The 26,278-nt window shown below is 72.8% G+C and carries 24 protein-coding genes; 13 read left to right on the top strand and 11 right to left on the bottom strand.

All coding sequences use genetic code 11. The features are described from left to right. The first annotated feature begins 501 nt into the window (after window positions 1-501). Together RWM17_RS03830 and RWM17_RS03835 are read left to right on the top strand one after the other, a co-directional pair. Entirely contained in the window at window positions 502-2,634 is a 2,133-nt protein-coding gene (locus RWM17_RS03830; protein ID WP_314101525.1) for a DEAD/DEAH box helicase, read from the top strand. A 173-nt stretch (window positions 2,635-2,807) separates the two neighbouring features. Further along, window positions 2,808-3,203: a VOC family protein gene (locus RWM17_RS03835; RefSeq protein ID WP_194613479.1), complete on the top strand. Its 396-nt coding sequence runs from the start codon at window positions 2,808-2,810 to the stop codon at window positions 3,201-3,203. Window positions 3,204-3,290: 87 nt separating this feature from the next. On the opposite strand, the gene RWM17_RS03840 is transcribed toward RWM17_RS03835, so the two are convergent. Further along, window positions 3,291-3,563 (bottom strand): mycoredoxin, encoded by a 273-nt coding sequence (locus RWM17_RS03840; protein WP_123548654.1) that lies wholly within the window; start codon window positions 3,561-3,563, stop codon window positions 3,291-3,293. A 74-nt stretch (window positions 3,564-3,637) separates the two neighbouring features. On the opposite strand from RWM17_RS03840, the gene RWM17_RS03845 reads away from it, so the two are divergent. Then, on the top strand, window positions 3,638-5,395 hold the full coding sequence (locus RWM17_RS03845; protein WP_314101529.1) for a pyruvate dehydrogenase: 1,758 nt from the start codon (window positions 3,638-3,640) through the stop codon (window positions 5,393-5,395). Window positions 5,396-5,884: 489 nt separating this feature from the next. Here RWM17_RS03845 and RWM17_RS03850 read toward each other — a convergent pair whose 3' ends face one another. After that, window positions 5,885-7,240, bottom strand: a complete 1,356-nt coding sequence (locus RWM17_RS03850; protein WP_314101532.1) for a maltokinase N-terminal cap-like domain-containing protein — start codon at window positions 7,238-7,240, stop codon at window positions 5,885-5,887. A 119-nt stretch (window positions 7,241-7,359) separates the two neighbouring features. Between RWM17_RS03850 and RWM17_RS03855 the strand changes: the two genes are divergently transcribed. Further along, complete coding sequence (locus tag RWM17_RS03855; RefSeq protein WP_314101534.1) at window positions 7,360-8,154, top strand: CYTH domain-containing protein; 795 nt, start codon at window positions 7,360-7,362, stop codon at window positions 8,152-8,154. Between the two features lie 140 nt (window positions 8,155-8,294). Here the strand turns inward: RWM17_RS03855 and RWM17_RS03860 are convergent, their stop codons facing one another. The 4 genes from RWM17_RS03860 to RWM17_RS03875 all read right to left on the bottom strand — a co-directional run bounded on the left by RWM17_RS03860 (window position 8,295) and on the right by RWM17_RS03875 (window position 12,329). Next, entirely contained in the window at window positions 8,295-8,888 is a 594-nt protein-coding gene (locus RWM17_RS03860; protein WP_314101536.1) for a DUF1697 domain-containing protein, read from the bottom strand. 6 nt (window positions 8,889-8,894) lie between these two features. Further along, window positions 8,895-11,003: a S9 family peptidase gene (locus tag RWM17_RS03865; RefSeq protein WP_314101538.1), complete on the bottom strand. Its 2,109-nt coding sequence runs from the start codon at window positions 11,001-11,003 to the stop codon at window positions 8,895-8,897. Between the two features lie 45 nt (window positions 11,004-11,048). Next, window positions 11,049-11,894, bottom strand: a complete 846-nt coding sequence (locus RWM17_RS03870) for a hypothetical protein (protein ID WP_314101540.1) — start codon at window positions 11,892-11,894, stop codon at window positions 11,049-11,051. Between the two features lie 84 nt (window positions 11,895-11,978). Beyond that, the gene (locus RWM17_RS03875; protein WP_314101541.1) at window positions 11,979-12,329 is read right to left on the bottom strand and encodes a hypothetical protein; all 351 of its coding nucleotides are present in this window, start codon (window positions 12,327-12,329) and stop codon (window positions 11,979-11,981) included. On the opposite strand from RWM17_RS03875, the gene RWM17_RS03880 reads away from it, so the two are divergent. Together RWM17_RS03880 and RWM17_RS03885 are read left to right on the top strand one after the other, a co-directional pair. Beyond that, on the top strand, window positions 12,328-12,930 hold the full coding sequence (locus RWM17_RS03880) for an 8-oxo-dGTP diphosphatase (protein WP_314101542.1): 603 nt from the start codon (window positions 12,328-12,330) through the stop codon (window positions 12,928-12,930). The genes RWM17_RS03875 and RWM17_RS03880 overlap by 2 nt on opposite strands. Window positions 12,931-13,201: 271 nt before the next feature. Then, window positions 13,202-13,393 carry a hypothetical protein gene (locus RWM17_RS03885; RefSeq protein WP_314101544.1) on the top strand — a complete coding sequence of 64 codons (192 nt, stop codon included), beginning with the start codon at window positions 13,202-13,204 and terminating at the stop codon, window positions 13,391-13,393. A gap of 83 nt (window positions 13,394-13,476) precedes the next feature. Here the strand turns inward: RWM17_RS03885 and RWM17_RS03890 are convergent, their stop codons facing one another. Together RWM17_RS03890 and RWM17_RS03895 are read right to left on the bottom strand one after the other, a co-directional pair. Continuing rightward, the gene (locus tag RWM17_RS03890; RefSeq protein ID WP_314101545.1) at window positions 13,477-14,784 is read right to left on the bottom strand and encodes an ABC transporter permease; all 1,308 of its coding nucleotides are present in this window, start codon (window positions 14,782-14,784) and stop codon (window positions 13,477-13,479) included. 39 nt (window positions 14,785-14,823) lie between these two features. Beyond that, complete coding sequence (locus tag RWM17_RS03895) at window positions 14,824-16,536, bottom strand: sodium:proton antiporter (protein ID WP_314101548.1); 1,713 nt, start codon at window positions 16,534-16,536, stop codon at window positions 14,824-14,826. A gap of 178 nt (window positions 16,537-16,714) precedes the next feature. Between RWM17_RS03895 and RWM17_RS03900 the strand changes: the two genes are divergently transcribed. The 3 genes from RWM17_RS03900 to RWM17_RS03910 all read left to right on the top strand — a co-directional run bounded on the left by RWM17_RS03900 (window position 16,715) and on the right by RWM17_RS03910 (window position 19,923). Beyond that, the gene (locus RWM17_RS03900; RefSeq protein ID WP_314101550.1) at window positions 16,715-18,262 is read left to right on the top strand and encodes a carboxylesterase/lipase family protein; all 1,548 of its coding nucleotides are present in this window, start codon (window positions 16,715-16,717) and stop codon (window positions 18,260-18,262) included. 150 nt (window positions 18,263-18,412) lie between these two features. Beyond that, window positions 18,413-19,714, top strand: coding sequence for an anion permease (locus tag RWM17_RS03905; protein ID WP_314101551.1), 1,302 nt, complete (start codon window positions 18,413-18,415; stop codon window positions 19,712-19,714). Beyond that, window positions 19,711-19,923, top strand: coding sequence for a hypothetical protein (locus RWM17_RS03910; protein WP_314101552.1), 213 nt, complete (start codon window positions 19,711-19,713; stop codon window positions 19,921-19,923). Before RWM17_RS03905 ends, RWM17_RS03910 begins: the two co-directional genes overlap by 4 nt. A 14-nt stretch (window positions 19,924-19,937) precedes the next feature. On the opposite strand, the gene RWM17_RS03915 is transcribed toward RWM17_RS03910, so the two are convergent. Then, complete coding sequence (locus tag RWM17_RS03915; RefSeq protein ID WP_314101555.1) at window positions 19,938-21,464, bottom strand: MFS transporter; 1,527 nt, start codon at window positions 21,462-21,464, stop codon at window positions 19,938-19,940. Window positions 21,465-21,830: 366 nt separating this feature from the next. Between RWM17_RS03915 and RWM17_RS03920 the strand changes: the two genes are divergently transcribed. Both RWM17_RS03920 and RWM17_RS03925 read left to right on the top strand, forming a co-directional pair. Then, window positions 21,831-23,363 carry an aspartate ammonia-lyase gene (locus RWM17_RS03920; protein WP_399540044.1) on the top strand — a complete coding sequence of 511 codons (1,533 nt, stop codon included), beginning with the start codon at window positions 21,831-21,833 and terminating at the stop codon, window positions 23,361-23,363. 106 nt (window positions 23,364-23,469) lie between these two features. Continuing rightward, window positions 23,470-23,979 (top strand): hypothetical protein, encoded by a 510-nt coding sequence (locus RWM17_RS03925; protein WP_314101562.1) that lies wholly within the window; start codon window positions 23,470-23,472, stop codon window positions 23,977-23,979. A 67-nt stretch (window positions 23,980-24,046) separates the two neighbouring features. Here the strand turns inward: RWM17_RS03925 and RWM17_RS03930 are convergent, their stop codons facing one another. Beyond that, window positions 24,047-24,478, bottom strand: coding sequence for a hypothetical protein (locus RWM17_RS03930; RefSeq protein WP_314101564.1), 432 nt, complete (start codon window positions 24,476-24,478; stop codon window positions 24,047-24,049). Between the two features lie 108 nt (window positions 24,479-24,586). Here RWM17_RS03930 and RWM17_RS03935 point away from each other — a divergent pair, with 108 nt between their 5' ends. After that, window positions 24,587-25,009 (top strand): hypothetical protein, encoded by a 423-nt coding sequence (locus tag RWM17_RS03935; RefSeq protein WP_314101566.1) that lies wholly within the window; start codon window positions 24,587-24,589, stop codon window positions 25,007-25,009. A 68-nt stretch (window positions 25,010-25,077) separates the two neighbouring features. Here RWM17_RS03935 and RWM17_RS03940 read toward each other — a convergent pair whose 3' ends face one another. Continuing rightward, the gene (locus tag RWM17_RS03940; RefSeq protein ID WP_314101568.1) at window positions 25,078-25,650 is read right to left on the bottom strand and encodes a GNAT family N-acetyltransferase; all 573 of its coding nucleotides are present in this window, start codon (window positions 25,648-25,650) and stop codon (window positions 25,078-25,080) included. A gap of 101 nt (window positions 25,651-25,751) precedes the next feature. Between RWM17_RS03940 and RWM17_RS03945 the strand changes: the two genes are divergently transcribed. Continuing rightward, a complete protein-coding gene (locus RWM17_RS03945) occupies window positions 25,752-26,177 on the top strand; it encodes a cytidine deaminase (protein ID WP_314101571.1) in 426 nt (141 codons plus the stop codon). Window positions 26,178-26,278: the final 101 nt, after the last annotated feature.

Here is a 26,278-nt window from a genome sequence, read left to right on the forward strand (position 1 = left end):
CGGCCGGTGCCCTCGGCGGCTGGCCGGGCCCCGCCGACCGCGACACGGCGGCGCCCGGTGGCGTCGCGGGTGCGTGAGCGCGTAAAGTAGCGTGCAGCACCGTCCGTGTCGTCGTCCGACACGGTGGGTCCGACACGACCGGCGGCGGCTCGTCCGCCTCGCAGGTCCGTGTCGGCCAGGTCTGTGTCAGCCAGGTCCGTGTCGGCCAGGTGTGCACGGGCCCGGTGACGTGTCGCCGGCACCGCGCCTCCTCCGCACCTCGCGTCTGAGGCTGGTTCCGTCCGTCCGTGCCTTCCCGCCGTCCGACCCGAAGTCGTCCGGTCGTGTCTCGTCTCGCCCCGGTGTCCGCACCGCGGCGGTCCGTCGCGTCGGGGCAGGCGAGGGTCGGGGCAGACGAGAGCCGGGGCCGGCCCCCGGGCCGGAGCGCCGCACCGCAGCACCACCCGTCGTCGCTCGACGACACAGCATCGTCGACCGTCGCGTCGACCACGAGGAGGAGCCTTGGCTCGACCAGGCCAGCGTCAGCAGGGCGGCACCCGCACCGCCCCCCAGAAGCACCGCCGCCGCGAGGTGGACAACGACGGGCTCATCCCCGTCCTCGCCCGTGCCGTGCGCGAGGTGGAGGCCGCCGCCCAGCGTGGGCAGGTGAAGCCCTCCAGTCGCACGAAGTTCCAGGTCATCGCGCTGCTGATGCGCGAGGAGCGGGCCCGCGTCAAGGTCGACAAGGCGATCAGCGACTCCGAGCGCGCCGAGCAGATGAAGCGCCTCGACGGCGTCGCGCAGATCCTCGCGAAGACCGCCGCCCGCGACACGTCGCTCATCGCCCTGCTCGGGGAGGACGCGGTCGTGTCCGAGAGCGCCAAGACCCTCAAGCGCGACATGCAGATGTCGGCAGGCATGGAGCTCGCGCCCGAGGAGCAGGTCGTCGTGCGCGAGGCCGCGCCGGTCGCGCCCGTCTCCGAGCGCCAGGTCGTGCCGCAGTCGGTCGTCTCGCGTCAGCTCGCCAACCCGTTCCTGCCGCCGGACTTCTCGCTCGCCGAGGTCACCCGCGAGGTGCACCCGGTGCGCCTCGCCAACTGGGAGCTCTTCGGCCCGCTCTTCAAGTCGTTCGAGTACGGCGCCGGCGGCGGGTCCGCGTGCATGCCGCTCCCCGAGCCGACCACGGTCGACGCCCCGGCCGGCGCGACGCTGATGCACCACCAGGCGCAGCTCGTCGAGTCCGCCCGCCAGGGCCACCGCACCTACCTGCTCGCCGACGAGCCCGGCCTCGGCAAGACGGCCCAGTCGCTGCTCGCCGCGCAGGCGGCAGGCGCCTACCCGCTGCTCGTCGTCGTGCCCAACGTCGTCAAGACCAACTGGGCCCGCGAGGTCCAGCTCTGGACGCCGACCCGCACGGCCACCGTGATCCACGGCGACGGCGACACCCTCGACGCCTTCGCCGACGTGGTGATCGTCAACTACGAGGTGCTCGACCGCCACGTCGGCTGGCTGGGCGACCTCGGCTTCAAGGGCATGATCGTCGACGAGGCGCACTTCATCAAGAACAAGGAGTCGCAGCGCTCGCGGCACGTGCTGCAGCTGTCGGAGCGCATCCGCTCGCGCACGGCGCACCCCCTGCTGATGGCGCTCACCGGCACGCCGCTGATCAACGACATCGAGGACTTCCGGGCGATCTGGGAGTTCCTCGGCTGGATCGGCGACAAGAAGCCCGCCGCCGAGCTCATGGAACAACTGGAGGAGGCGGGCCTCACGCCGGCCGATCCCGGCTTCTTCTCGTCCGCCCGCGAGATCGTCATCGACCTCGGCATCGTCCGGCGCCGCAAGGTCGACGTCGCCGCGGACATCCCGGCCCGCCGCATCGCCGACCTCCCCGTCGAGCTCGACGACGAGGCCGGCCGCTCGATCCGCGAGGCCGAGCGCGAGCTGGCCCGCCGTCTCGTCTCCCGGTACCGGTCCGCGCTCGCGGCCCGCACCTCCGGCGTCCGGGTCGAGGGGGTCGACCACGATCTGGTGCGCCAGGTCGCGAAGTGGGAGCTCGAGGACACGACCACCGCGAAGAACGGCGAGAACGTCTTCAGCATGGTGCGCCGCATCGGCCAGGCCAAGGCCGGGCTCGCCGCGGACTACACGGCCCAGCTCGCCCGCAACGTCGGCAAGGTCGTCTTCTTCGCCAAGCACATCGACGTCATGGACGTCGCCGAGCAGACCTTCGCCAAGCGCGGCATCAAGTACTCGTCGATCCGCGGAGACCAGACGCCGGCCGTCCGCCAGCGCCAGATCGACGCGTTCGTGGACGACCCCGAGGTCGAGGTCGTCGTCTGCTCGCTCACGGCGGCCGGCGTCGGGCTCAACCTGCAGGTCGCGTCGAACGTCGTGCTCGCCGAGCTGTCGTGGACGGACGCCGAGCAGACGCAGGCCATCGACCGCGTGCACCGCATCGGCCAGGAAGAACCCGTCACCGCCTGGCGCATCATCGCCGCCCAGACCATCGACACGAAGATCGCCGAGCTGATCGACAGCAAGGCGGGCCTCGCGGCGCGCGCTCTCGACGGCGACGACAGCGAGGTGGTCGACTCGACCGACATCCAGCTCAGCGCGCTCGTCGCCCTCCTCACGGAGGCCCTCGCCGAGTAGCTGCCGCCGCGCCGCCCCTGCTCACGGCATCGGACGTCACAGCGGGCGAGTTCGTCGGTCCAGGGCCGTCATGGCAGCCCGGCTGCGACGAACTCGCCCGCCGTCGAGGGACGCCTCCCAGGAGGCGGGAGTTGGGTCGGGTGACCACACGCACGCACCCGAAGGAGCACCCCATGCCCGAGATCCAGGGCTACGCCCACGTCGCCATCACCGTGTCCGACCTCGACGCGAGCCTCGCGTTCTACGAGTCGCTGCTCGGCGCGCCGCCCGTCGGGCAGATCGTGCTGGACGGCCTCGACCGCCGCCTCTTCTCGGTCGGCAACGGCCAGATCCTCGGCGTGACCGCCTACACCGCGGGCAAGGCGGTGCCCTTCGACCCGACGGTGCCCGGCCTCGACCACATCGGCTTCGCCGTGGCCGACCGCGACGCCGTCGTCGCCTGGCAGGAGCACGCCGCGTCGGTCGGCATCGAGTCCGACCTCGAGGACCCCGACTTCGGCACCACCCTGATGGTCAAGGACCCCGACGGCAACCAGATCGAGTTCTTCGCGGCCGCACCGCAGAGCTGACGCGACCTGGCGTACGAGAACGCCCCGCGCCTCCGGGGGGAGGGGCGGGGCGTTCTCGTGTCGCAGGCACCAGTGTGCCTGCTGGCACTACAGCCCGAGCTTCGCCTTGACGTCGGCGAGCGACGGGTTCGTCGCGGTCGAGCCGTCGGGGAAGATCACGGTCGGCACCGTCTGGTTGCCGCCGTTGACGCTCTCGACGATCTCGGCGGTGCCCGCGACCTCCTCGATGTTGACCTCGGTGAAGCCGATGCCCTGCTTGCCGAGCTGCTGCTTCAGGCGGGCGCAGTAGCCGCACCACGACGTGCTGAACATCGTGATGGAGCCGGCTTCGGGGACGTAGGAGGTGGCGGTGTCGGTCATGGGCACAGGCTATGCCCGGTCGGCGGTGAGGGACGGGGAGTTGGCTGGGAGGAACGACACGAGGAGGACACACCGTGGCAGACACCGTCGCCGACCAGATCATCGCCCAGCTCGTCGCCGCCGGGGTCCGGCGCATCTACGGGATCGTCGGCGACAGCCTGAACCCGGTCGTCGACGCGGTCCGCCGTACCGGCGGCTCGGCGAAGGGCGGCATCGACTGGATCCACGTGCGCAACGAGGAGGCGGCGGCCTTCATGGCGTCCGGCGACGCGCAGATGAGCGGCGAGCTCGCCGTCTGCGCCGGCTCGTGCGGCCCCGGCAACCTGCACCTCATCAACGGCCTCTACGACGCCCACCGCAGCCGCGCCAAGGTGCTCGCGATCGCGAGCCACATCCCCAGCGCGATGATCGGCTCGGACTACTTCCAGGAGACGCACCCCGACCGGCTCTTCGTCGAGTGCTCGGGCTACTCGGAGATGATCTCGACGGCCGTCCAGTCGCCGTCGGTCGTCGCCTCCGCCATCCGGCACGCCGTGGCCGGCCACGGCGTCAGCGTCGTGACGCTGCCCGGAGACGTCGCCGAGCTGGAGGCGCAGGGTGCCACGCCGCCTCACCTCACGACCCGCGCCCCCGAGCTCGTCCCCGCGCAGGAGGACGTGCAGGCCCTCGCCGACGCGATCAACGCGGCCGGCACCGTCGCGTTCTTCGTGGGCGAGGGCGGTCGCGGCGCCCACGACGAGATCATCGAGCTGGCCGGCGTCGTCGGGGCCCCGATCGGTCACAGCCTGCGCGGCAAGGACGTCATCCAGCACGACAACCCCTACGACGTCGGCATGACGGGCCTGCTCGGCTACGGGGCCGCGCACGCGGGCATCCACGACGCCGACCTGCTCGTGCTGCTCGGCACCGACTTCCCCTACCCGCAGTTCCTGCCCGACGGCGACCAGGTGACGATCGCCCAGGTCGACGTCGAGGCCGCCGTGATCGGTCGTCGCGCGACGGTCCACGTGCCGGTGCACGGCGCCGTGCTGCCGACCCTGCGCATGCTGCAGCCGCTGGTGAAGCCCAAGAAGAGCCGTCGGTTCCTCGACAAGACGCTCAAGAAGCACGAGAAGCTGATGGGTAGCGTCGTCGGCGCGTACACGAAGAGGGCCGAGAAGCTCGTCCCGATCCACCCCGAGTACGCGGCGTCGATCCTCGACGAGATCGCCGCCGACGACGCGATCTTCACGGCCGACACGGGCATGGCGAACGTCTGGGCTGCCCGGTACATCACGCCCACCGCCGGCCGTCGCGTGTTCGGCTCGTACCTGCACGGCTCGATGGCGAACGCCCTGCCGCACGCGCTCGGAGCGCAGCTCGCGTTCCCCGGCCGCCAGGTCGTCTCGATGTCGGGCGACGGCGGGCTCTCGATGCTGATGGGCGAGCTGATCACGGCGAAGATGTACGAGATCCCCGTGAAGATCGTCGTCTTCAACAACTCGACCCTCGGCCTCGTCAAGCTCGAGATGCTCGTCGACGGCTACCCGGACTTCGGCGTCGACGTGCCCTACGTCGACTACGCCGCTGTCGCGCGGTCGATCGGCATCCACGCGGTGCACGTCGACCAGCCGGGCGACCTCCGCGACGGCTTCGAGGCCGTGTTCGAGCACGACGGACCGGCGCTGATCGACATCGCGACCGACCCGCAGGCGCTCTCGCTGCCTCCCGCGATCACGGGGGCCCAGGTCAAGGGCTTCTCGCTGGCGATGTCGAAGATCGTCATGAACGGAGGCGCGGGCGAGGTCGTCTCCATGGCGCGCTCCAACCTGCGCAACGTGCCGCGGCCGTAGGGGGCTGCGGCCCCGCCGCAGGAGGAGGCGCGGCATCGGTCCCGAGGACCGGCGCCGCGCCTCCTGCAGTCCCGCTGCGGTCTCCCGCCTGCTGGCCGTCCACACCGCCTGCGGCGTGGTGCCCGCTCGCTGCGGCTGCTGCTGTCTGCCGCGCGCTGCGCCCGGTGTGAGCATGTCGGCGGGTTCCCGTAGCCGGTGGCGGGTCAGCGCCCATCCGCCGGGGACGACCGCGACCCGCCGCAGGCACGTGCGACCCGCCGGGGACGACGGCGACCCGCCGGCTTCGCGAGGCACAACGTGCACGGGTTCTGGTGATGTCGGCGGGTTCCCGTAGCCGGTGGCGGGTCAGCGCCCACCCGCCGGGGACGACGGCGACCCGCCGCGAGTCACCGCGACCCGCCCGCAGCAACTGCGACCCGCCGACTTCTGAGGAAGAGAAGGAGGGGAAAGGAGGAGGAGGGGAAGCGAGGAGGAGGCGCGGTGCGGGCCTCAGCCCGCGCGGCGACCCGAGCGCGCGACGAGCCGGGCGACCGCGGCGACGGGGATGCCGATCCAGTCCGGCCGGTTCCGCTTCTCGTAGATGGCCTCGTAGACGGCCTTGTCGATCTCGAACGCGTCGAGCAGGGCCCGCTGGGCGCGCACGTCGACCCCCGAGGAGGCGATGTACCCGTCGACGAAGGCGACGCGCGAGTCGTGCGCCCAGGCTGCCGCGTCGACCGGGGGAGACTGCTGTGCGAGCGACCCTGCGACGTAGTCGAACGAGCGCAGCATGCCGGCGACGTCGCGCAGCACGAGATCGGCGCGCGAGCGCTCGGGCATCGGCCGGAGCGGCTCGCCCTCGAAGTCGAGCAGGGTCCAGCCGCGGCTGGGCGACTGGAGCGCCTGGCCGAGGTGCAGGTCGCCGTGGATCCGCTGGAGGCGCGGCCACGTCAGCGACTCGGCCGCGTCGTAGACGGCGAGGACCGCCTCCTCGTGCTCCGCGATCTCGGGCACCTCGCGCGCCGCGATCGAGATGCGGCGCCGCATGCTCGTGAGGGCCTCGCTGACGGCCGAGGCGTCGGCGTCGACCGTGCCGAGCTGGTCGGCGAGGGTGGCGTGCACCTCGGCGACGGCGGTGCCGAGCTCGCGGGCGGACGTCGTGAAGTCCTGGCCGGCGGAGGCCGCGTCGAGCGCGACGCGCCAGGCGTCCTCGGCTCCGGCGAGGAACTCCTGCGAGAAGGCGAGGTGGCCGCGCGCCTCGCCGTGGTCGCGGCCCGGGTCGGGCCAGGTGGCGTGAAGCGAGCCGAACGTCGTCGGCACCCTGGTCGAGCCGCCCTCGGTCAGCGCGGCCTGGGTCGTCACGTCCGGGTTGTCGCCGTGGTGCAGCACCCGGAACACCTTCGCGATGGCGTGCTCGACGGGCCCGCCCTCGAGGTCGTAGATGATCGACGTGTTCGACTGCTCGCCCTTCAGCACGCGCGACCGCCGCACCCGCCCGGCCTCGACCAGCGGCGTGCCGTCGACGACGACGTCGGACCCCTCCACGTGGGCACGGCTCGACATCAGCTCGAAGAGGTGACGCGCGTACGCAGGGTCGTGCGGGGCGTCGTAGAGGTACAGGTCGTCGGCCGAGCCGATGAACGCCGCGTCGCCGCCGGGCAGCGGGGTGCGGCGTGCGACCACGGGCACCTGGTACAGCACGGGCAGCTCGGGCGCCTCGTCGATCACGAGCAGCGTCATCGCCAGGACGCCGTCGAGATCGGCCTCGAACGAGCCGATCACCCGGATCGCGGGCGTGCTGCCCTTCGTGGCGTACCAGCGCTGTCGCGCCATCCATCCGGCAAGGGTCGGCGCGACGTCGCTCATTCCCCGACCCTACGCCCGTGGGCAGGTCGAGAGACCGGCGGGTCCGGAGGCTGGCCGGTCTTGACCCGCCGGGCTCGAGGAGGAGGCCGTCCGGAGGCCGGTGCGTTAGAACGGTCTCCATGAGCACCAGCGAGCAGACCGAGATCGAGCGCAAGTACGACGTCGACGACGAGGCGGTCGTCCCCGACCTCGACGGCGTCGCGGATCACCCGGACCTCGCAGGAGGCGCCGGCCCCGTCCACGAGGTCGCGCGCGTCGAGCGCTCCGCCCCCGCGCACCTCCGGGCCGTCTACCACGACACGGAGGATCTTCTCCTGCTGGGCTCGCGCATCACGCTGCGCCGCCGGACGGGAGGCCACGACGAGGGCTGGCACCTCAAGCTCCCGGCTTCCGCCCCGGCTTCTGCCTCTGGTTCGGCCTCGAGTGGTCAGGAGATGTCCTCGGATGCCCCGGCAACGACCGGAACCGACCACTCGGCGGCCGGCGCGACAGCGGGTGAGCCCGACGGCAGCACCCGGGGCAGGCGCGAGGTGCACGCGCCCCTCGGCTCTGAGGACGAGGGAGTCCCCGCCGAGCTGCTCGCCCGGGTCGCGGAGCAGCTCGGCGACCGGTCGGTCGCGCCCGTGGTCGTGCTCGAGACGACGCGCACGGCGACGACGCTCCTCGACGCGGAGGGCGCCGCGCTGGCCGAGCTCGCCGACGACGTCGTCACGGCGACCGTGCCGGGTCGAGACGGCGCCGAGCCCGCCGTCCGACGCTGGCGCGAGTGGGAGGCGGAGCTCGCCCCCGGCGTCGACGGCCCGTCGGGAGACGCCCTGCTCGACGCGATCGAGGCGCGCCTCCTCGCCGCGGGCGCGGCCCCGTCGACGTCGCGCTCGAAGCTCGCCCGAGGCCTCGGCGCCGAGTCCGCCTGAACCCGTCGAGGGCGGGTCGCCTGCGTCGGGGGGCGGGTCGCCGCGGACCCGCCCTCGACGACTCTGACCCGCCCTCGACGACTCTGACCCGCCCTCGACGACTCTGACCCGCCCTCGAAGTCAGGAGGCGGGGGCGGGCCTCAGGAGGAGGCGACTCGCCGTGAGGCGAGCAGCGCCTCGATCTTGCGCACCGTCGCGTCGTTCCGTGCCGTGACCGGCACGGCGAGCGACCGCCACCACGCGGCGGGCACGCGACTGGCGAGGACGCCGTCGGGCAGCCACTGGTAGACCGCCTCGCCCGTCACGACCATCAGCTCGGGGGCGAGGTCGGACGCAGGAGGCGCCTCCTCGACCACGGGACGCCCCGCCTGGGCGAACGCGACCGACAGCAGCTTCGCCTCACGCGACCCGTCGCGCAGCGGGTTCGCCGCCGCGATCCGCGCGAACGCGTCGCCGCCGAGCACGACCAGCTCGGCGTCGACGCCCGTGCGCTCCCGGACGGCTGCCCGCAGGGCGCCGGCGTCCTCGGCCCCGAGCGGACGATCGGCCGAGAACACGAGGTTGCCGCTGTTCAGCAGCGTTGCCGGTCGCTCGTGACCCAGGTCCTCGGCGGCTGCCCGCAGCTCGACCATCGGCACGCGCTTCGCCGTCCCGACGTTGATCCCGCGCAGCAGCGCGACGTGGTCGAGCCCGACATGGTCGAGCGCGACCGGGTCCTGCGCGAGGTGCCCCACGTCGGCCTAGGCGCGGCCGAGCACGTCGAGCAGCCAGGCGAGCTCGAAGGCCCGCTCGCGCCACGACTCGTAGCGCCCGCTCACGCCGCCGTGGCCGGCCGACATCTCGGTCTTGAGCAGCACGGGAGCTCCGACGTCGCGCAGCCGTGCCGTCCACTTCGCGGGCTCGACGTAGAGCACGCGGGTGTCGTTCAGAGAGGTGACCGCGAGGATGCGCGGGTACGTCGCCCCCTCGCGCACGTTCTCGTACGGCGTGTAGCTCGCCATGTACTCGTAGACCTCGGGGTCGTGCAGGGGGTCGCCCCACTCGTCCCACTCGATCACGGTGAGGGGCAGCGACGGGTCGAGGATGCTCGTCAGGGCGTCGACGAACGGCACGGCCGCGACGATCCCGGCGAAGCGCTCCGGTGCGATGTTCGCCACGGCACCCATCAGCAGGCCGCCCGCGCTGCCGCCCTCGGCCACCAGCAGCTCGGGGCTCGTGCGTCCCTCGGCGATGAGGTGGTCCGCGACGTCGACGAAGTCGGTGAAGGTGTTCTTCTTCGACAGGGTCTTGCCCTGCTCGTACCAGGCGCGTCCCATCTCGCCGCCGCCGCGCACGTGCGCGACCGCGAAGACCACGCCACGGTCGAGCATCGAGAGGCGGGCGACGCTGAAGCCCGGGTCGATGCTGTGCTCGTACGAGCCGTAGCCGTAGAGGTGCAGGGGAGCGGGCTCGCCGACGCGGACGGCGTCCCGACGCCAGACGAGCGAGATCGGGATGCGCGTGCCGTCGGCAGCCGTCGCCCACTCGCGGGCCTGCTGGTAGTCGGCAGGGTCGTAGTCGCCGAGCACGACCTGGCGCTTGAGCACACGGCGCTCGCCGTTGCGGACGTCGAGGTCGACGACGGTCGAGGGCGTCGTGAACGAGGTGTGGACGAACCGCACGGTCGGCTGGGCGAACTCGGGCCCGCCTGAGGCCCCTGCCGAGAACAGCGGCTCGTCGAACTCGACCTCGACCGGCTCGCCGATGCCGTCAGGACCCAGGGGGACGACCGAGAAGCGCGGCAGCGCCTCGCGGCGGTACTCGACGACGAGGTGCCCGGCGAAGGCGTCGACCGACTCGAGCCGGATGGAGGCGCTGTGCGGCACGACGACCTGGCGGTCGGTCGTCGAGGTCGGGTCGTCGGCCGGCACGTCGACGAGCTCGAAGTTCTCGGCACCGTCGTTGTGGACGACGAGGAGGCGGTCGCTGCCCGCGATCACGGCGTGCTCCACCTCGTACTCGACGCCCTCACGGCGGGGCCAGACCACCCGGAACTCGCCGGTCGGGTGGGTCGCGTCCAGCAGCCAGGTCTCGCTCGTGATCTTCGAGCCCATCTCGATCAGCAGGTACTGGCGGCTGCGGGTGAGGCCGACGCCGATCCAGTAGCGCTCGTCGGGCTCGGTCATCACGACGACGTCGTCGCCCGTCGTCCCGACGCGGTGCCGCCAGATGGTGTCTGGCCGCCACGCCTCGTCGACGGTGGGGTAGAAGATCCACTCGCCGGTCGCGTCGAACACGGCGCCGGGAGCGGTGTCCTCGACGCGGTCGTCGAGGTCGCGACCGGTCTCGAGGTCGCGGACGCGCAGCAGGTAGCGCTCGTCGCCCGTCGTGTCGACGGCCCAGGCGAGGCGGGTGCCGTCAGCCGAGACGTCGAAGCTGCCGAGCGAGAAGAAGTCGTGCCCCTCGGCCTCGACGTTGCCGTCGAGCAGCACCTGCTCGCCCTCGGCGGGTCGGTCCGCGGCGATCGCCGGGGGAGTCCAGTCGTCCGGCCCGGAGATCGGCGCACGGCAGTGGATGCCGTACTGCTTCCCCTCCGCCGTGCGCGAGTAGTACCACCACGAGCCCTCGCGCACGGGGACGCCGAGGTCGGTCTCCTGCACGCGGCCCTTGATCTCCTCGAAGATCGTGTCGCGCAGGGCGGCCAGGTGGTCGGTCTGCTCGGCCGTGTACGCGTTCTCGGCCTCGAGGTGGGCGATCACCTCGGGGTCCTCCTTGTCGCGCAGCCACTCATAGGCGTCGACGACGTCGTGGCCGTGGTGGCTGCGGACGACGGGCTTCTGCGGGGCGCGGGGAGGGGTGAGGGAGGCCATCCGACCAGCCTATCCAGGCTGTCGCGTCGTGCTCCGGCTCACGCCTCAGACCCCGCGGTCGGACCCCGTGAGGCCGTCCTGCCCGGGGACGTCCGGGTACTCGTCGGACGCCACGTGGCTGTCGGCGGGGCCGGGTGCGGCCTCCTGTCGACGGATCTCGGCCGCCTCCTCCGGGGTGCCGGCCTTCTCGGCGCCGCCGGCGGTGCGCACGCCCGGCAGCGTGGCGAGGCCGTCGAGGTCGTCGTCGGGCACGGCTGCGGGGTCGGGCAGGTCTGCGGGGTCGGGCAGGTCGGCAGGGGCTGGCTGGTCGGCGTGCGCGTCGCTGGTCATGCGGGCGACGGTACCCGCGCCTCCGGGCTGCAGTCCGTCGTCCGCCAGCAGGGTCGTCGGGGCCCGCAGCCCCGCGACGGTCGGGGCGAGGTGCGCCTCGCCCGGCTCGAGGTCGGCGATGGCCCGGCGCGGGTCGCGGAGGCGTCGCACGCTCTCGTTGAGCCGCGCGTGCAGCTGCATGAGGTGCAGGCGGTACAGGTCGGGCGCGTCCTCGCTGTCGTCGAGGAACGTGTTGCACGCCAGCGTCATCTCGTTGAGCACGGGCAACGCGGCCGAGCGCGGCCGCGTGCGCCGACGTGCCGCGCGGATCACGCCCCGCAGCGCGCCGATCGACCGCCGTGCGTGCTGCCAGCCGGGATCGCGGGTCGCGGCGTCGGGGCTGCGCGTCGCGGAGATGCGCCGGAGCACCCGCCGGAAGTGGATCTCGGTCACGAGCTCGTTGAGGGCCGAGGCCTCGGACCGACGCGACTCGAGGAGCCGCACGAGCAGGTTCGAGGCGAAGGCCGCCCCGGCGCCGAGGAACGCGCCGAGGGTGACGGTGAGGACGTCGCTCCAGATCATGCGGCCACGCTAGCCGCGACCCCCGACACGGCGACGCCGCGGACGAGACGCCCGGAGGTCGCCATCCCGGACGCCGCCGTCGCCTCAGTGGGACGCCGCGTCGATCCGCCCCATCAGCGACCAGACGGCCCGCGACAGCTCCGAGTGCCAGAGCGCGACCCCGCGGAGGAACCTCAGCTCGTCCTCGGCCCCGAGCCCGCCCGCGACGGGCACGCCCTCGACGCCCCGGGCGTCGGCGCGGATGCCGATCACGACCTGCTCGTCGACGGTCGGCAGCGACGGGACGACGTCCCACGGGTCCTCGCCGCCCCGGCAGCGCAGCTCGATCAGGGCGGCCAGCTCGTCGTGCGCCTCGGCCCGCAGCACCTCGAGGCTCCGGCCGGCACCGCGGAACTCCGGCACGCCGCCGCGGGGTGCGTCGGGCGTCTCGGACATGACGACGACCCTACGCGGGGCGTCCCTGGACGCCTCCTCGGTGCTGGTCGCGCGCCTCCCGCGTCCCGGTGCCGCGGTCCTGCTCGGTGCCGGGCCGCCGGTCGCTACCCTGGGCGGCATGCCCTACCGCGTCTGCGTCACGTACCTGCTCCGGGAGCACGACGGGGTCGCCCAGGTGCTGCTCGGCCGCAAGAAGACCGGCCTCGGCGTCGGCTACCACGTCGGCCTCGGCGGCAAGCTCGAGCCGGGCGAGACGGCCGTCGAGGCCGCCGTCCGCGAGGTCGCCGAGGAGGCGGGCGTGACGGTCGACCCTGCCGACCTCGACCCCCGGGGCGAGCTGCTCTACCTCTTCCCCCACCGCGAGTCGTGGAGCCAGCGCTCGTCCGTCTTCGTGACGACCCGCTGGCAGGGCGAGCCGACCGAGAGCGACGAGCTCGTTCCCGTCTGGCACGACGTGGTCGACCTGCCCCTCGACGAGATGTGGGACGACGCTCGGCAGTGGCTGCCCGACGTGCTCGTCGGGGGACACGTGGCGCACGAGTTCACCTTCGGCGACGACCTCGCGACGGTGGTCTCCGACCGGCCGTTGCGCGCCTCCTGAGGGCCCGCCCTGTCCGCAGAACGGAGGACTCCGGCGCGTTCTGCCCCCTCTCGGGTGCCCCCGCAAGAGGGGGACGCACGCTCCGGGCGCGATCCCTACAGTCGATCGAGACGAGTCATTCGGGTGACAGATCAACACGATCAGGAGAGAGTGCGACATGAGCGGACACCAGGCGGTCACCATCCGTGCGACACGCACGACGGGTGGCACGCGGCGGTGGGCCGAGATGTCCCTGACGACACCGCGATGGGTGGTGGCCCTCGGGTGGGCCGTGGCCGTTGCCGCGATCGTCGTGGGCGCCGTGCTGGGGAGCACGGGACTCGCACTCTCCCTGATCGGCACCGCCGCGGTGCTCACGCGCTTCGCGGTCGTCGCCGTCCGCTTCGCGCACTCGGACCGGGCCGCCGAACAGGCCCTGCTCGCCAGGCGTGAAGCGGCCGCGGTCGCTGCCGGGAGCCGCTGACCAGGCGATCGACGGCCGACCGCGACACGGGCCCGTGTGCACTGCACACGGGCCCGTCGTCGTCCTCGGCCGGCGGGAGACGGCTAGCGCGACCGGCCGCCGTCCTCGTCCCGTCGTGGCACCACGCGCACCGGACGCGTGTCGAGCCCCGTGTCCTCGAGCCCGCCCGGAGCCCCGAGGAACATGTCGCCGTGCACGTCGCCGTCGACGTCCGAGCTGTCGTCCGCGCCCGCCTCGTACCGCAGCCGCTCGTCCTCGGGGACCGTGTCGATGCTGCCCGTGTCGGTCGCGACGAGCCCGTGCCGCGCGAGCACGTCGTCGCGCTCGCTGATGAGGAACTCGCGGTTCGCGGCCTGGGCGTCGGCGAACATCGTCGTGCGGCCCGTGACGATGCGGCGGATGCGCCGCCGCTCCCACCACGCCTTGCCGACGATCATCAGGACGACGCCGGCGACGGCGTAGCTGACCAGCATCGTCAGGCCGCGGCCGTAGCCCGGCCCGACGTCGTAGAGCACGCGCTTGAGCATCTCGGTGATGCCGCTGCCGACCACAACGGCGTTCAGCCAGGCGAAGGGCTGCGGCATGAACCACGAGGGGTAGGCGCCGCCCGATGCGGGCATCGACAGGAAGACGAACACGATCATCGCGGGCAGGGCCACGAAGCGCCCCGCGAAGTAGCTGATCCCGTTCACCGTGAGGCCGATGGCCGTGATCCAGGCCCAGCCGAGCAGCACCAGCTCGCCCCAGTGCCCCTGCACCGCGCCGATCACCGGTCCGGCGAGGGTGTTCGTGATGAGCGAGATCAGCAGCGCGCCGACGACGATCACCGACACCCGGGTGCGGTGCCGCAGCGGCGCGCCCATCAGGCCGATGAACATCGCGACCATGTAGCCGCCGATGCACCAGGCGAGCATGAGGTAGAGCGACACCGTGCCGTACTCGTCGTAGGCGGGCAGGGGCGCGAGGTCCTGGACGACGGGGGTCGCGCCTCCGGCCTCGAGCACCGGCGTGAGCATCGCGGGGATCAGCGCCGACACCTGGTACTGGTGCGCGCTCGCCTTGTAGATGGTCGAGTCGGCCGGGTCCCAGGCGACGGCCGCGTGACCGGTGCGGACGGCCTCGCGCGCCTCCTCGACGGTGGTCTCGCCGCGGACGACGAACACGCCGGGGTCCGCCTCGTCCAGCGCCTGCTGCAGCTCCGACGACGACCCGACGACCGCGATCGGCACGTCGTGCGGGTGCGGGGCGTGGAACGCGGCGATGTAGCAGAGGCAGAAGCCGACGATGAAGAACAGCGGCAGCCAGAGCTGCAGGCCGATCAGCTGCAGCGACGGGTGCAAGGTCGAGTACCAGCGGCGGAAGCGCCCCGGCTCGGGCTTCGTCGACGTCACGCGTGCTCCTCCTGGCTCACCGTCACGATACGCCCGGCCTCACGACCGGGTGCTCGACATCGCGTTGGTGTCCATGGCGAGCTCCTCCGCGTCGATGCCGAGCAGCACGTGGCGCATGACCTCCTCGTCGAGGGCACCCGCGTCCCGTTCGCGGAGCACCACCTCGCGCCGCTTGTCGAGCAGCTCGCGCCGGATCTTGCTGATCGCCCGCGGCACCTCGCGTCGGCGGTCGCGCTCGGCGCCCGTGACGGTGCGGTCGGAGGCGTCCTCGACGGCGCCGCGCTGGAGGGCGTCGTTCTGTCGCACCAGCCGTGCCGTCGCCGCCTGGATCGCCCGCTCGGTCAGCTCAGGCCCGTACTGCGCCGTCCAGGCCGCCCGCCGCGCCTCGACGTGCTCGAGCGTCTCGGCGGTGCTCGTCGCGAAGAGCGCGAGCTGGGCGGCGAGGTCGCGGTCTCGCTGGCTCGTGTCCTGCACGCCGAGCCGGCGGATCACGGCAGGCAGCGTCAGCCCCTGCAGCAGCAGCGTGCCCACGGTCACCACGAACGCGATCAGGAACATCGTGTCGCGCGCGGGCACGGGCACCCCGCTCTCGGTCACGGCGGGGATCGACACGACGGCGGCGAGCGTCACAACCCCGCGCATGCCCGTCCACGAGATGACCGTCAGCTGCCGCCAGTCCAGCCGCGGCTGCGGGTGGTAGCGCACACGTCGCAGCGCCGGCACGCGGCGCATGCCCCGCAGGAGGCGCGACAACAGCAGGTAGCGCAGCACGCGGGCCGCGTAGTAGCTGGCGAAGACGAATGCGGGCCGGACCAGCACCACCACCGCGAGGACGACGAAGGCGACCCCGACGCTCTGGCCGAGTCCTCGGTCGCTGGCGGCCACCTCCTGGACGACGGTCCGCAGCTGCAGCCCGATCAGGGCGAAGACGAAGCCCTCGAGCAGCACGTCCGCCGCAGCCCAGAACGGGCGCTCCTGCAGGCGGGTCGCGTAGCCGGTGCGGGGCGAGTTGAAGCCCACGTAGAGGCCGGCGGCGACCACGGCGAGCACGCCGGAGCCGCTCAGCTCCTCGGCCGTGATGTAGGCGATGAACGGCAGCAGCAGCCCGATCACGTTCTCGATGACGGGGTCGTCGATGCGCATCCGCACGCGGTGCGCGACGAAGCCGAGCACGAGGCCGACCGCGACGCCCACCCCGATTGCTAGGCCGAAGATGCCGAGGTCCTCCCACAGCGTCAGGGAGGCGCCCCCCACGATCGCGAGGAACACCTTCACCAGGGTCAGCGACGCCGCGTCGTTGATCAGGCTCTCGCCCGAGAGCACGGTCATCACCTTGCGGGGCAGGCCGAGCTTGCGGCCGATCGCCGCGGCGGACACGGCGTCGGGCGGGGCGACGACGGCGCCGACGAGCACGGCGGCCGGCCACGTCATGTCGGGGATCAGCACGTAGGCGACCCCGCCCACGACGAACGCGGTGACGACGACCGCGCCGATGCCGAGCCGCTGGATCTGCACGCGGCTCTCGCGGAAGTTCAGCAGCGACACGTCGAGCGACGCCGAGTAGAGCAGCGGCGGCAGCACGACCGTGAGGATGACCTCGCTGTCGATCTGGATGTCGGGCACCCCGGGGAGGAACGACACGGCGAGAGCGACGGCGACCGTGAGCAGCGGTGCAGGCAGGCCCTTCCAGCGCGCGAAGCCGGTGACGAGGAGGGAGCCCGAGAGGATGATCAGCACTTCGGCGAGTTCCATGCGGCGTGAGTCCCCGTTCCGTCGGTGCAGATCTGCAGTGTGTGAAGTCGTTCGCCAGTCTCTCAGGCGGCGCCTCGGAGAACTCCGGATGAACGACGGTCGTCGGGTGGGCGACCGGTGGGCGGGCGGTGCGCGACGGGGGCCCGCGGTGCCCGCCCGCGCCTCGTAGAGTCGGGTCGTGACCCGGACCGCCGACGACGACCCCCTGCTGCGCGAGACCGCCGGCGGCCTCGTCCGCGGGGTGCGCGAGCGGGGCGTGCTCGCCTGGCGCGGCATCCCGTACGCGGCGGCTCCCACCGGCGCTCGCCGCTTCCAGGCCCCGGCCCCGGCCGCTCCCTGGTCGGGCGTCCGCGACGCCGCGGACTTCGGACCGGCAGCCCCGCAGGACAGAGGGCAGTTCGTCGGCGTCGACCGCCGCACCCCGCTCGACGAGGACTGCCTCACCGTCAACGTCGTCGCGCCCCGCGCCTCCCGGCCGGGCGACCGCCTCCCGGTGCTCGTCTACGTCCACGGAGGCGCGTACAGCGTCGGCTCGTCGCGCGAGTACCCGAGGCAGGGCGAGACGCTGGTGCGCGACTCGGGAATCGTCTACGTCAGCATCAACTACCGGCTGGGCGCGCTCGGCTGGCTCGACCTCTCCCACTGGTCGACGCCCGAGCGCCCGGTCGAGTCGAACCTGGGGCTCCGCGACCAGGTCGCGGCGCTCGAGTGGGTCCACGCCAACGTGGCGGCGTTCGGGGGAGACCCCGGCGCAGTCACGCTCTCGGGCGAGAGCTCGGGCGGCAACGCGGTGACGACGCTGATGACGGTGCCCTCGGCGCGCGGCCTCTTCGCCCGGGCCATCGCTCAGAGCTCGCCGACGAACGCGGTCTACCTGCCTGAGGTGACCCGGCGCTGGGCGGCCGAGTTCCTCGAGCTGCTGAGCCACCAGGTCGGCGACGACGACCTCGAGTCGACGTCGCTCGACGACGCGGCACGGATGCTCGAGGAGGCGCCGGTCGCCTCGATCGTTCGGGCGGCGGCCGAGCTGCAGCTCCGCACCCCGGACGAGGAGCCGGGCACGATCTGCTTCTGCCCGGTGATCGACGGCGACGTGCTGCCGGAACGGCCCCTCGACGCCTTCAAGGCCGGCCGGGCCCACCCGGTGCCCCTGATCATCGGGACGAACGACCGCGAGGGCTCGGTCTTCACGGGACGGCGGGACATCCTCGCGACGACCAAGCCGCGCATCCGCGCGATCTTCGCCGCGACCGCCAAGCCGTCCCGCAAGGCGATCAAGAAGCTCTACCCCGGGCTGCCCGACCGCCCGGCGGCGCTCGACTTCGGCGGGGACTACGCGTTCTGGTTCCCGTCGGTGAAGGTCGCCGAGCGCCACGCGCGCCACCAGCCGGTGCGCTTCTACCGCTTCGACGCCGCGCCGCGCATCCTCCGCGTCGCCGGGGTGGACGCGTTCCACGGACTGGAGCTCTGGGCGCTCTACGACCGGATGCGCACGCCGTTCGGCTGGGCGATGAGCCTGTTGGGCGGTCGTCGCGCGTTCCTCCGCACGGCCTCCCGCATGCGCGCGCGCTGGGTCGAGTTCGTCCTCACTGGGGCGGTCGCCGACTGGCCGACCTACGAGCCCGAGCACCGCCGCACGCTCGTCATCGACGACGTCGACCGGGTCGAGGAGGACCCGCGGGGCGACCGCCGCCGTGCCTGGCAGGAGTTCGTGCCGCACGTCTGAGCGGAGTCGGACGGCGCCGCGTGCAGCGAGCGCGGCGCGGGCGTGCCGGACGCCGCGTTCGTCGTCCTCGGACACCAGCCGTCCACCTCCTCGTTGCGTGCCGTGCACCTCCGAGTTGACCGCCGTTCACCGGGGTGCGAGTGTTGCCCGGTGGATCTCACGCTCATCGTCGTCCTGGTCATCGTCCTGGCCCTCTTCTTCGACTTCACCAACGGGTTCCACGACACGGCCAACGCCATGGCGACCCCGATCGCGACGGGGGCGATGAAGCCGAAGGTCGCGGTGACGGTGGCCGCCGTGCTCAACCTCGTCGGCGCCTTCCTCAGCACCGAGGTCGCGAAGACGGTCTCGGGCGGCATCATCCGCGAGGGCGACGGCGGGGTGCAGATCTCGCCCGAGATGATCTTCGCCGGGCTGATCGGCGCGGTCGTCTGGAACATGTTCACCTGGCTGCGCGGCCTGCCGTCGAGCTCGTCTCACGCGCTCTTCGGCGGCCTGATCGGCGCGGCCGTCGTCGGTGCCGGCCTCAGCTCGGTCGACTTCTCGGTCGTGCTCTCGAAGGTCGTGCTGCCCGCGCTGCTGGCTCCGCTGATCGCGGGGCTCGTCGGGTACGCGGCCACCCGGCTCGCCTACCGGATCACGCGTCGCCGCGACGACAAGAGCGAGCGGGGCGGCTTCCGCTACGGCCAGATCTTCACGTCGTCGCTGGTCGCGCTCGCGCACGGCACGAACGACGCCCAGAAGACGATGGGCGTCATCACCCTGACGCTGATCGCGTCGGGCGCCCTCGGAGCCGGTTCCGGCCCGCCCCTCTGGGTCGTCGTGGTGTGCGCGCTCGCGATCGCGCTCGGCACCTACACGGGCGGCTGGCGGATCATCCAGACCATGGGAGGCGGCCTCACGGAGGTCAAGCCGACCCAGGGCTTCTCCGCCGAGGCGTCGACCACGGCCACCGTGCTGGCGTCGAGCCACCTCGGCTTCGCGCTCTCGACGACGCAGGTCGCGAGCGGCTCGATCATCGGTGCCGGGCTCGGACGCCGCGGCGCCAAGATCCAGTGGAGCACCGCTGGCAAGATCGTCGCCGCCTGGTTCATCACGCTGCCCGCGAGCGCGGCCGTCGGCGCCGTCGCGGCCTTCGTCGCCTCGGCGGGTCTCGTCGGGCTCGTGGTCGACGCCGTCGTCGGCGTCGCGGTGATCGGGGGCATCTTGCTGCTCTCCCGTCGCCGCCCGCACGATCACTCGGCGGCGATGGAGGTCGACGTCGCCGCGACGAGCGTGCTGTCGCGCCGCCGTGCTCGCCGCGCCGAGAAGAAGGGCCGCGTCGACACGCCCGCCGGGGGAGTGGAGGCGCCCTTCGTCCGGTTGGACGACCCGCCCGTGGCGACGACGACCGCCGACCGCGGCGACCGTGCCGACCGCACCGACCGCAACGACGACGGGACGACCCGATGAGCATCGACTGGTCCGCCTTCGTCACCGTCGCCCTGGTGTCGCTGTTCTCCGCCGCGGCGTTGGTGACTGTCTACTCGCTGGGCCTCCGCCTCCTCACGGTCGACGACCGCAGTGCCGTCCGCACGGTCGCGGGCTGGGCGTGCTTCGTGCTCTGCGGCCTCGGGGTCCTCTACGGCATCTACTTGATCGTCCCGGCGCTGCACCGCTGACGATCGGCGGTCGGTCAGCGCGTGCGCACCGGCCCGGTGGGCAGCGCAGCGTCCGCGTACACGGGCTCACGGCGCGGGATGGCGACGGCGAGCAGCACGCTGAGCAGCGCCACGGCTCCGCCGAGCACGAACGTCAGCCGGAAGCCGGCCTCGGTCGGCACCGATCCGCCGGCGAACGGCATCGAGTTGGCGGTGAGCAGCAGCCCGACGACGGCCGACGCGCTCGTCGTGCCGAGCGAGCGCATCAGGGTGTTGAGGCCGTTGGCCGCGGCCGTCTCGGTGGCGGGCACGGCGTGCATGATCAGCGTCGGCATGGCCGCGTACGCGAGCCCGATGCCGAAGCCGATCAGCACCGACACGAGCACGATCTGCCAGACCTGGTCGAAGGCGACCGCGGCGACCGCGTAGCTGACGACGATGATCGACCCGCCGACGACGAGGCAGATCCGGGCGCCGAAGCGGGCTGTGGCCCGTGCGGCGACGGGAGCCATCAGCATCATCACGACGCCCGAGGGCGCCAGGCAGAGCGACGCGACCATGATGCTCTGGCCGAGGCCCACGCCCGTCTCGGCGGGGAGCTCGAGCAGCTGGGGCAGCGACACGTTGCTGCCGAAGAGCGCGAAGCCGAGCGCCACGGACGCCAGGTTCGTCAGCAGCACCGCAGGACGCACGGCGACGCGCAGGTCCACCAGCGGGCTGCTGACCCGCAGCTGGTAGAAGCCCCACAGCACGAGCACGGCCAGGCCCACCAGGCCGGAGGCGAGGGTCGAGGCGCTGAGCCAGCCCCAGTCGTTGCCCTTCGAGACGGCGAGCAGCACGCCGGTGAGCCCGATCGCGAGGCCGATCGCTCCCGGCAGGTCGAAGCGGCCCTCGGTGCGGAGCGTGCTGGCGGGCACGAGCCAGGCCACGAGCGCGAAGACGACGACGCCGAGCAGGGCGGCGGTCCAGAAGAGCACGTGCCAGTCGAAGGTGACCGAGATCCAGGCGCTGAGGGGAAGGCCGACCGCGCCGCCGAAGCCGAGGGTGGCGCTGACGAGGGCGACGGCTCCGCCGAGGCGCTCGGCGGGCAGGGTGTCGCGGAGGATGCTGATCGCCAGCGGGATGATGCCGAGCGCGGTTCCCTGCAGCGCACGACCGACGATCAGCGGAACGAGCTCGGACGTGGAGGCGGCGACGATCGACCCGACGATCATCACGACGACCAGGGCGAGCACGATCCGGCGCTTGCCCATCAGGTCGCCGAGTCGACCGGCGATCGGGGTGACGACGGCGCCGGCGAGCAGGGTCGCGGTGATGATCCAGGTCGTGTCGGCGGGGTCGGCGTCGAGCAGCTCCGGGAACGACGGCACGATGGGGATCACGAGCATCTGCATCAGGGCCGCGACGAGGCCCGAGAAGGCCAGGACCGCGGTGACGACGCGCGGGTCGGGTGTCCGGGTCAGGCGCCGCCGCTCGGCCGGGGTGAGCGACGAGGCGCCTCCGGGAGCAGGGTCGCCCTCGGGGGCGTCGGGGCGGGCGTCGTCGTGCGTCGTCGTGGTCATGCGTCTTCTCGGCTGGCGGCCCGGGGGCGGCGGTCGGGTGGGGGCGGCACGCGGCGCTGCGGTCCTGCGGGGCCACATCGGTGCAGAGGCTGCAACTCGGGCGGCGTCGAGAAGCTTCCCACGGTTCGGGACGGTGGTCGACACCTGTCGACGATGTGCGCTCGGCCCGGCCCGCGCCTCCTCGGCTCGGTAGGCTCGGCGTCGGCCGACCGTCACGGCTCACGAGGTCGTGGCGGCGAACGACGACGACGACGGAGGCACGACACCGTGACGACCGACAGCACCCGCACCGACGACCAGCACGGTGCCGGCACCGACGACCTCGACGGGCGTCCCGGCGAGCGACCCGCCGACCAGACCGGCGAGCTGCCGGCGGTGCGCGGGCGTCGTTCCGCTGGCCCGAGCACGCGCACCGAGAGCGACTCGCTGGGCAGCCGCGAGGTCCCGGCCGACGCCTACTGGGGGATCCACACGGCACGGGCGCTCGAGAACTTCCCGATCAGCCAGCGTCCCATCTCGGTCTACCCCGACCTCGTGATCGCGCTCGCGCTCGTCAAGCAGGCCGCCGCGCGGGCGAACGTCGAGATCGGGGTGCTCGAGCGCCACAAGGCCGACGCCATCGAGCAGGCCTGCGTCGAGATCCGCGGGGGAGCGCTGCACGACGAGTTCGCCGTCGGGGTGATCCAGGGAGGCGCGGGCACGAGCACGAACATGAACAGCAACGAGGTCATCGCGAACCGGGCCCTCGAGCTGATGGGCCACGCCAAGGGCGACTACGCGCACCTGCACCCGATCGACGACGTCAACCGCAGCCAGAGCACGAACGACACGTACCCGACCTCGGTGAAGATCGGGATGGTCCTGACGCTCCGCCGCCTCCTCGACGAGCTCGACCTGCTGGCCACGGCCTTCGCGACCAAGGGGGCCGAGTTCCACGACGTGCTCAAGGTCGGCCGCACCCAGCTGCAGGACGCCGTGCCGATGACGCTCGGCCAGGAGTTCGTCGGCTTCGCGCACACCCTCGGCGAGGACGTCCAGCGCCTCCGGGACGTCATCCCGCTGCTCGGCGAGATCAACCTCGGCGCCACGGCGATCGGCACCGGCATCACGGCCGACCCGCAGTACGCGGACGCCGTGCGCCGGCACCTCAGCGAGCTGTCGGGCATGGAGCTCGTCACGGCTCCCGACCTGATCGAGGCGACGAGCGACACCGGCGTCTTCATGACCCTGAGCGGGGCGCTCAAGCGCAGCGCGATCAAGCTGTCGAAGATCTGCAACGACCTGCGCCTGCTGTCGTCGGGCCCACAGGCCGGCATCGGCGAGATCACGCTGCCGCCCCGCCAGGCCGGTTCGTCGATCATGCCGGGCAAGGTGAACCCCGTGATCCCTGAGGTCGTGAACCAGGTCGCGTTCTCGGTCGCCGGCGCCGACGTGACGGTGACGATGGCGGCGGAGGCGGGCCAGCTGCAGCTCAACGCGTTCGAGCCCGTCATCACGCACTCGGTGATGCAGAGCCTCCAGTGGATGACCTACGCGTGCCGCACCCTGCGGGTCAACTGCGTCGACGGCATCGAGGCGAACCGCGCCCGGCTCACGCAGCAGGTCGAGACGAACGTCGGCAGCGTCACCGCGCTGACCCCGTACATCGGCTACTCGGCCGCCGCCGCGATCGCGCACACCGCGCTCACGACGAACGCGCCCATCGCCCGGCTCGTCGTCGCGGCCGGCCTGATGAGCGAGGAGCAGGTGCAGAAGGTGCTGTCGCCCGCACGACTGTCCGGCCTCGAGGCCGTGACGAGCGCCATCCCGATCATCGACGTCGACGACCCGGCGGCTGCCGTGGCCCGTGCCGCGAACGCGACCGGGGTGCGCAACCCGGGCGACGAGACCGCGGGCTGACGATCGGTCCGCAGGAGGCGCGGTGCCGGTCCGGCCTGGACCGCGCCTCCCCGGCACCGGCCGGGAACTCCTGGGCGTCGTCCGGCGGGCACGTTACGGTCTCGGGATGACCGAGCGTTCACGAGACGGCCGCCTGATCGTGCGGATGTTCCCCGATCACGCGGGCACGGTGCTCTGGTCCGGCGGTGCGGTCGATCTCGACGATGCCCGCTTGTCGCCGGGACTCCAGGACGATCTCCGAGCATGGGACGCGTTCCACCGGTCGCGCCTCGATCCGGACGTCCCGTCGCACGCGCCTGAGGACGAGCACGAGTTCGCCGTCACCGGCGGTGCCTTGGCCGGGCGGGTCGCCGACGAGCTCGGGCGCGGCGTGGAAGTGCACCTGATGGTCGAGTGGCGCCAGGTCTTCAGGTCTGCGGAGCCGCCGACCAACCCCAGGGCGGCGAAGGCCCTGCACGTGCGAGCAGAGCGGCAGGCCGAGGAGGCTCGAGCCTTGACGGAGAGACTGGGTGGTGGCCGCTGGTACGCCTACAGCCCTGCCTCGGGTGATCGCTTCTCGCCGGACCGCCCCGCTGCGGGCGGGACGTCCGACAGCGTCCGTCCTGAGCGATCGTGACGTCGTCGGCCGAGCACGGCGGGTGCTGACGGAGCGGCGGACCGCTGCGGCGCGCGGGGGCCGGCGGTCACCCCTCGGCAGACGGCAGCCGGAGTGCCGGGGTGCGGTCGATCCCGTCCTTCCGGGGGGAGGCGAAGAGCCGCAGGTCGGAGTGGTCGCCACGGCAGATCGCAGCGGCCATCCGGTGGGCGCGTGCGGCGTTCCGCACGGGGGACCAGGGGTCGGCGTCCGGCTGCACCGCGGTGATGTCGGACGCCAGCCGATCGTGGTGCGCGGCAGCGTCCTCGAGGTCGCCGTCGCAGTCGCGGGTGATGATCGCCGCCAGTCTCAGCTGGGCCTCGAGCGTGTCTACCCCCACGTCGGTCGGCTCGTTCGTCCGGAGGATCCGGACCAGCTCGCTCAGCGCGGTGGTCCGGGCCCAGGCTGTCTGGCGAGAGGACTCGTCGACCGGGTACATGGTCATGAGGTGCTCGAGGCTTCGTCCGAGGTGATCCGTCATGCGGTCATCCTCTCAGCACACTCCGGTCAGGAGGCGATCGCGGCCCGGGGGCGACGGGCCGTCCCCCGTGTTCCTGAGCCTCGGCCGGCGGCGTGCGAGGATCGGCCCATGACCGACGTGCTCCTCGATCGCATCACCAGCCTGGTCGAGCGCTACCCCGTCGACGAGACGTCGGTGCTCACGGCGTGGACTCGCATCCGCGTTCTCAGTCTGTTGGTCGGTGATCTCCACGCAGACAACCGCGACGACGAGGCGGTCGCGGTGCTGCAGTCCCAGCTCGGCCTCGCGGCGAGCATCACCCTGTCGTCCGGCGGGAGCCTCGAGGCCGCCGCGGGACATCACGACCGGTTGGCGGCGGACCTCGCGGCGGTCCGCACGGAGGAGGGCCGTCGGTCACCGCTCGTGAGCGCCGCGCGCGCCCACAGGATGGCCGCCGCCGTCTGTCGAGGCGACCATGCCGACCTGCGGCTCTTCGCGTCGGCTCGCCCTGACGGACGCGACTACACCGGCGCGCTCCGTCTGCCGGCCTGAGGGGCGGTCGCTCCTTCTCCTGCCCGCGTCCGCGTCTGCGTCTGCGTCCCGCCAGGGTCGTGGTCCGGTCAGTCGGGCCGCCGATCGAGCGCCTGCCTCGGACGGCGTTCGTCCGCCAGCACCGCGAAGACCAGGGTGTCCGTCCCCTCGCCCTTGCTCCAGAAGTCCTGCCGGTGGTGCGCCTCCTGCCGCATGCCCACGCGGGTGGCGAGGCGCTCGGACGCCGCGTTGCGGGCGTCCAGCTGCGCCGTGACGCGGTGGACGTCGTCCTGTCCGAACGCGAGTCGCAGACCGGCCGCGACCGCCTCGGTCGCGTAGCCGGCGCCTCCGTGCGCAGGGTCGAGCGTCCAGCCGATCTCGACGGTGCGCCGCTCGTGCTCCGTGCGCCAGAGCGAGACCGTGCCGACGAGGAGGCCCTCCCGCTCGACCACGAGGGCGAGCGCCCCGACGGGCTCGGCCAGGTCGGTCCGGGGCAGGCGTCGCTCGAGCTGTGCCTTCCCGTGCTCGACGGTCCACGGCTCCTGGAGGAGGTACCTCGCGACGTCCGCCCGGGAGTGGATCGCCACGAGCCGGTCCAGATCGCTCGCGCGATGGAGGCGCAGCGTCAGTCGAGGCGTCGTCGCCACCGTGTCCGTGTCCATGGTCTCGATCCTCCCGCATCCGCGGTCGCCGGCCCGGTCTCCGCAGCAGCGCCTGCCCGGTCCGCGGATGGTCAGAGGCCGGCTCTGCCTATCCTGGGGCGATGACGGATCATGACGACCTCATCGAGGTGGCTCGCGGCACGATCAACCCGCACCGCGCGGGCGACCGCCTCTTCGGCGACGTCGCGGCTGCGCTCGAGACGACCACGGGCGCGATCCACGCGGGCGTGTGCATCGACACCGGTTCGGGCACGGGCTTCTGTGCCGAGCACGCGGCCGTCGCCTCCATGGTCACGAGCGGCGAGTACGCGATCGCCCGCATCGTGGCCGTCTGGCAGGACGACGACGAGCGCCTGACCGTGCTGCCTCCCTGCGGCCGGTGCCGCGAGTTCATCCGGCAGATCGACCCGTCCAACATCGACGCCACGATCGTCCTCGGTCAGGGCAGGACGGCACCGCTGCGCACCCTGCTCCCGGAGTGGGAGTGGCCCGAGCCGGAACCTCCTCGTCGCCGGAACACCCCGTAGTGGGGGGGGGGGCCCCCCCCCCCCGGGGGGGGGGGGGGGGGCGGGGGGGGGGGGCCCCCCCCCGGGGGGCCGGGCGGGGGCCCGCCGGGGGGGGGCGGGGG

This window comes from uncultured Frigoribacterium sp., from assembly GCF_963515265.1.
Classification (GTDB): domain Bacteria; phylum Actinomycetota; class Actinomycetes; order Actinomycetales; family Microbacteriaceae; genus Frigoribacterium.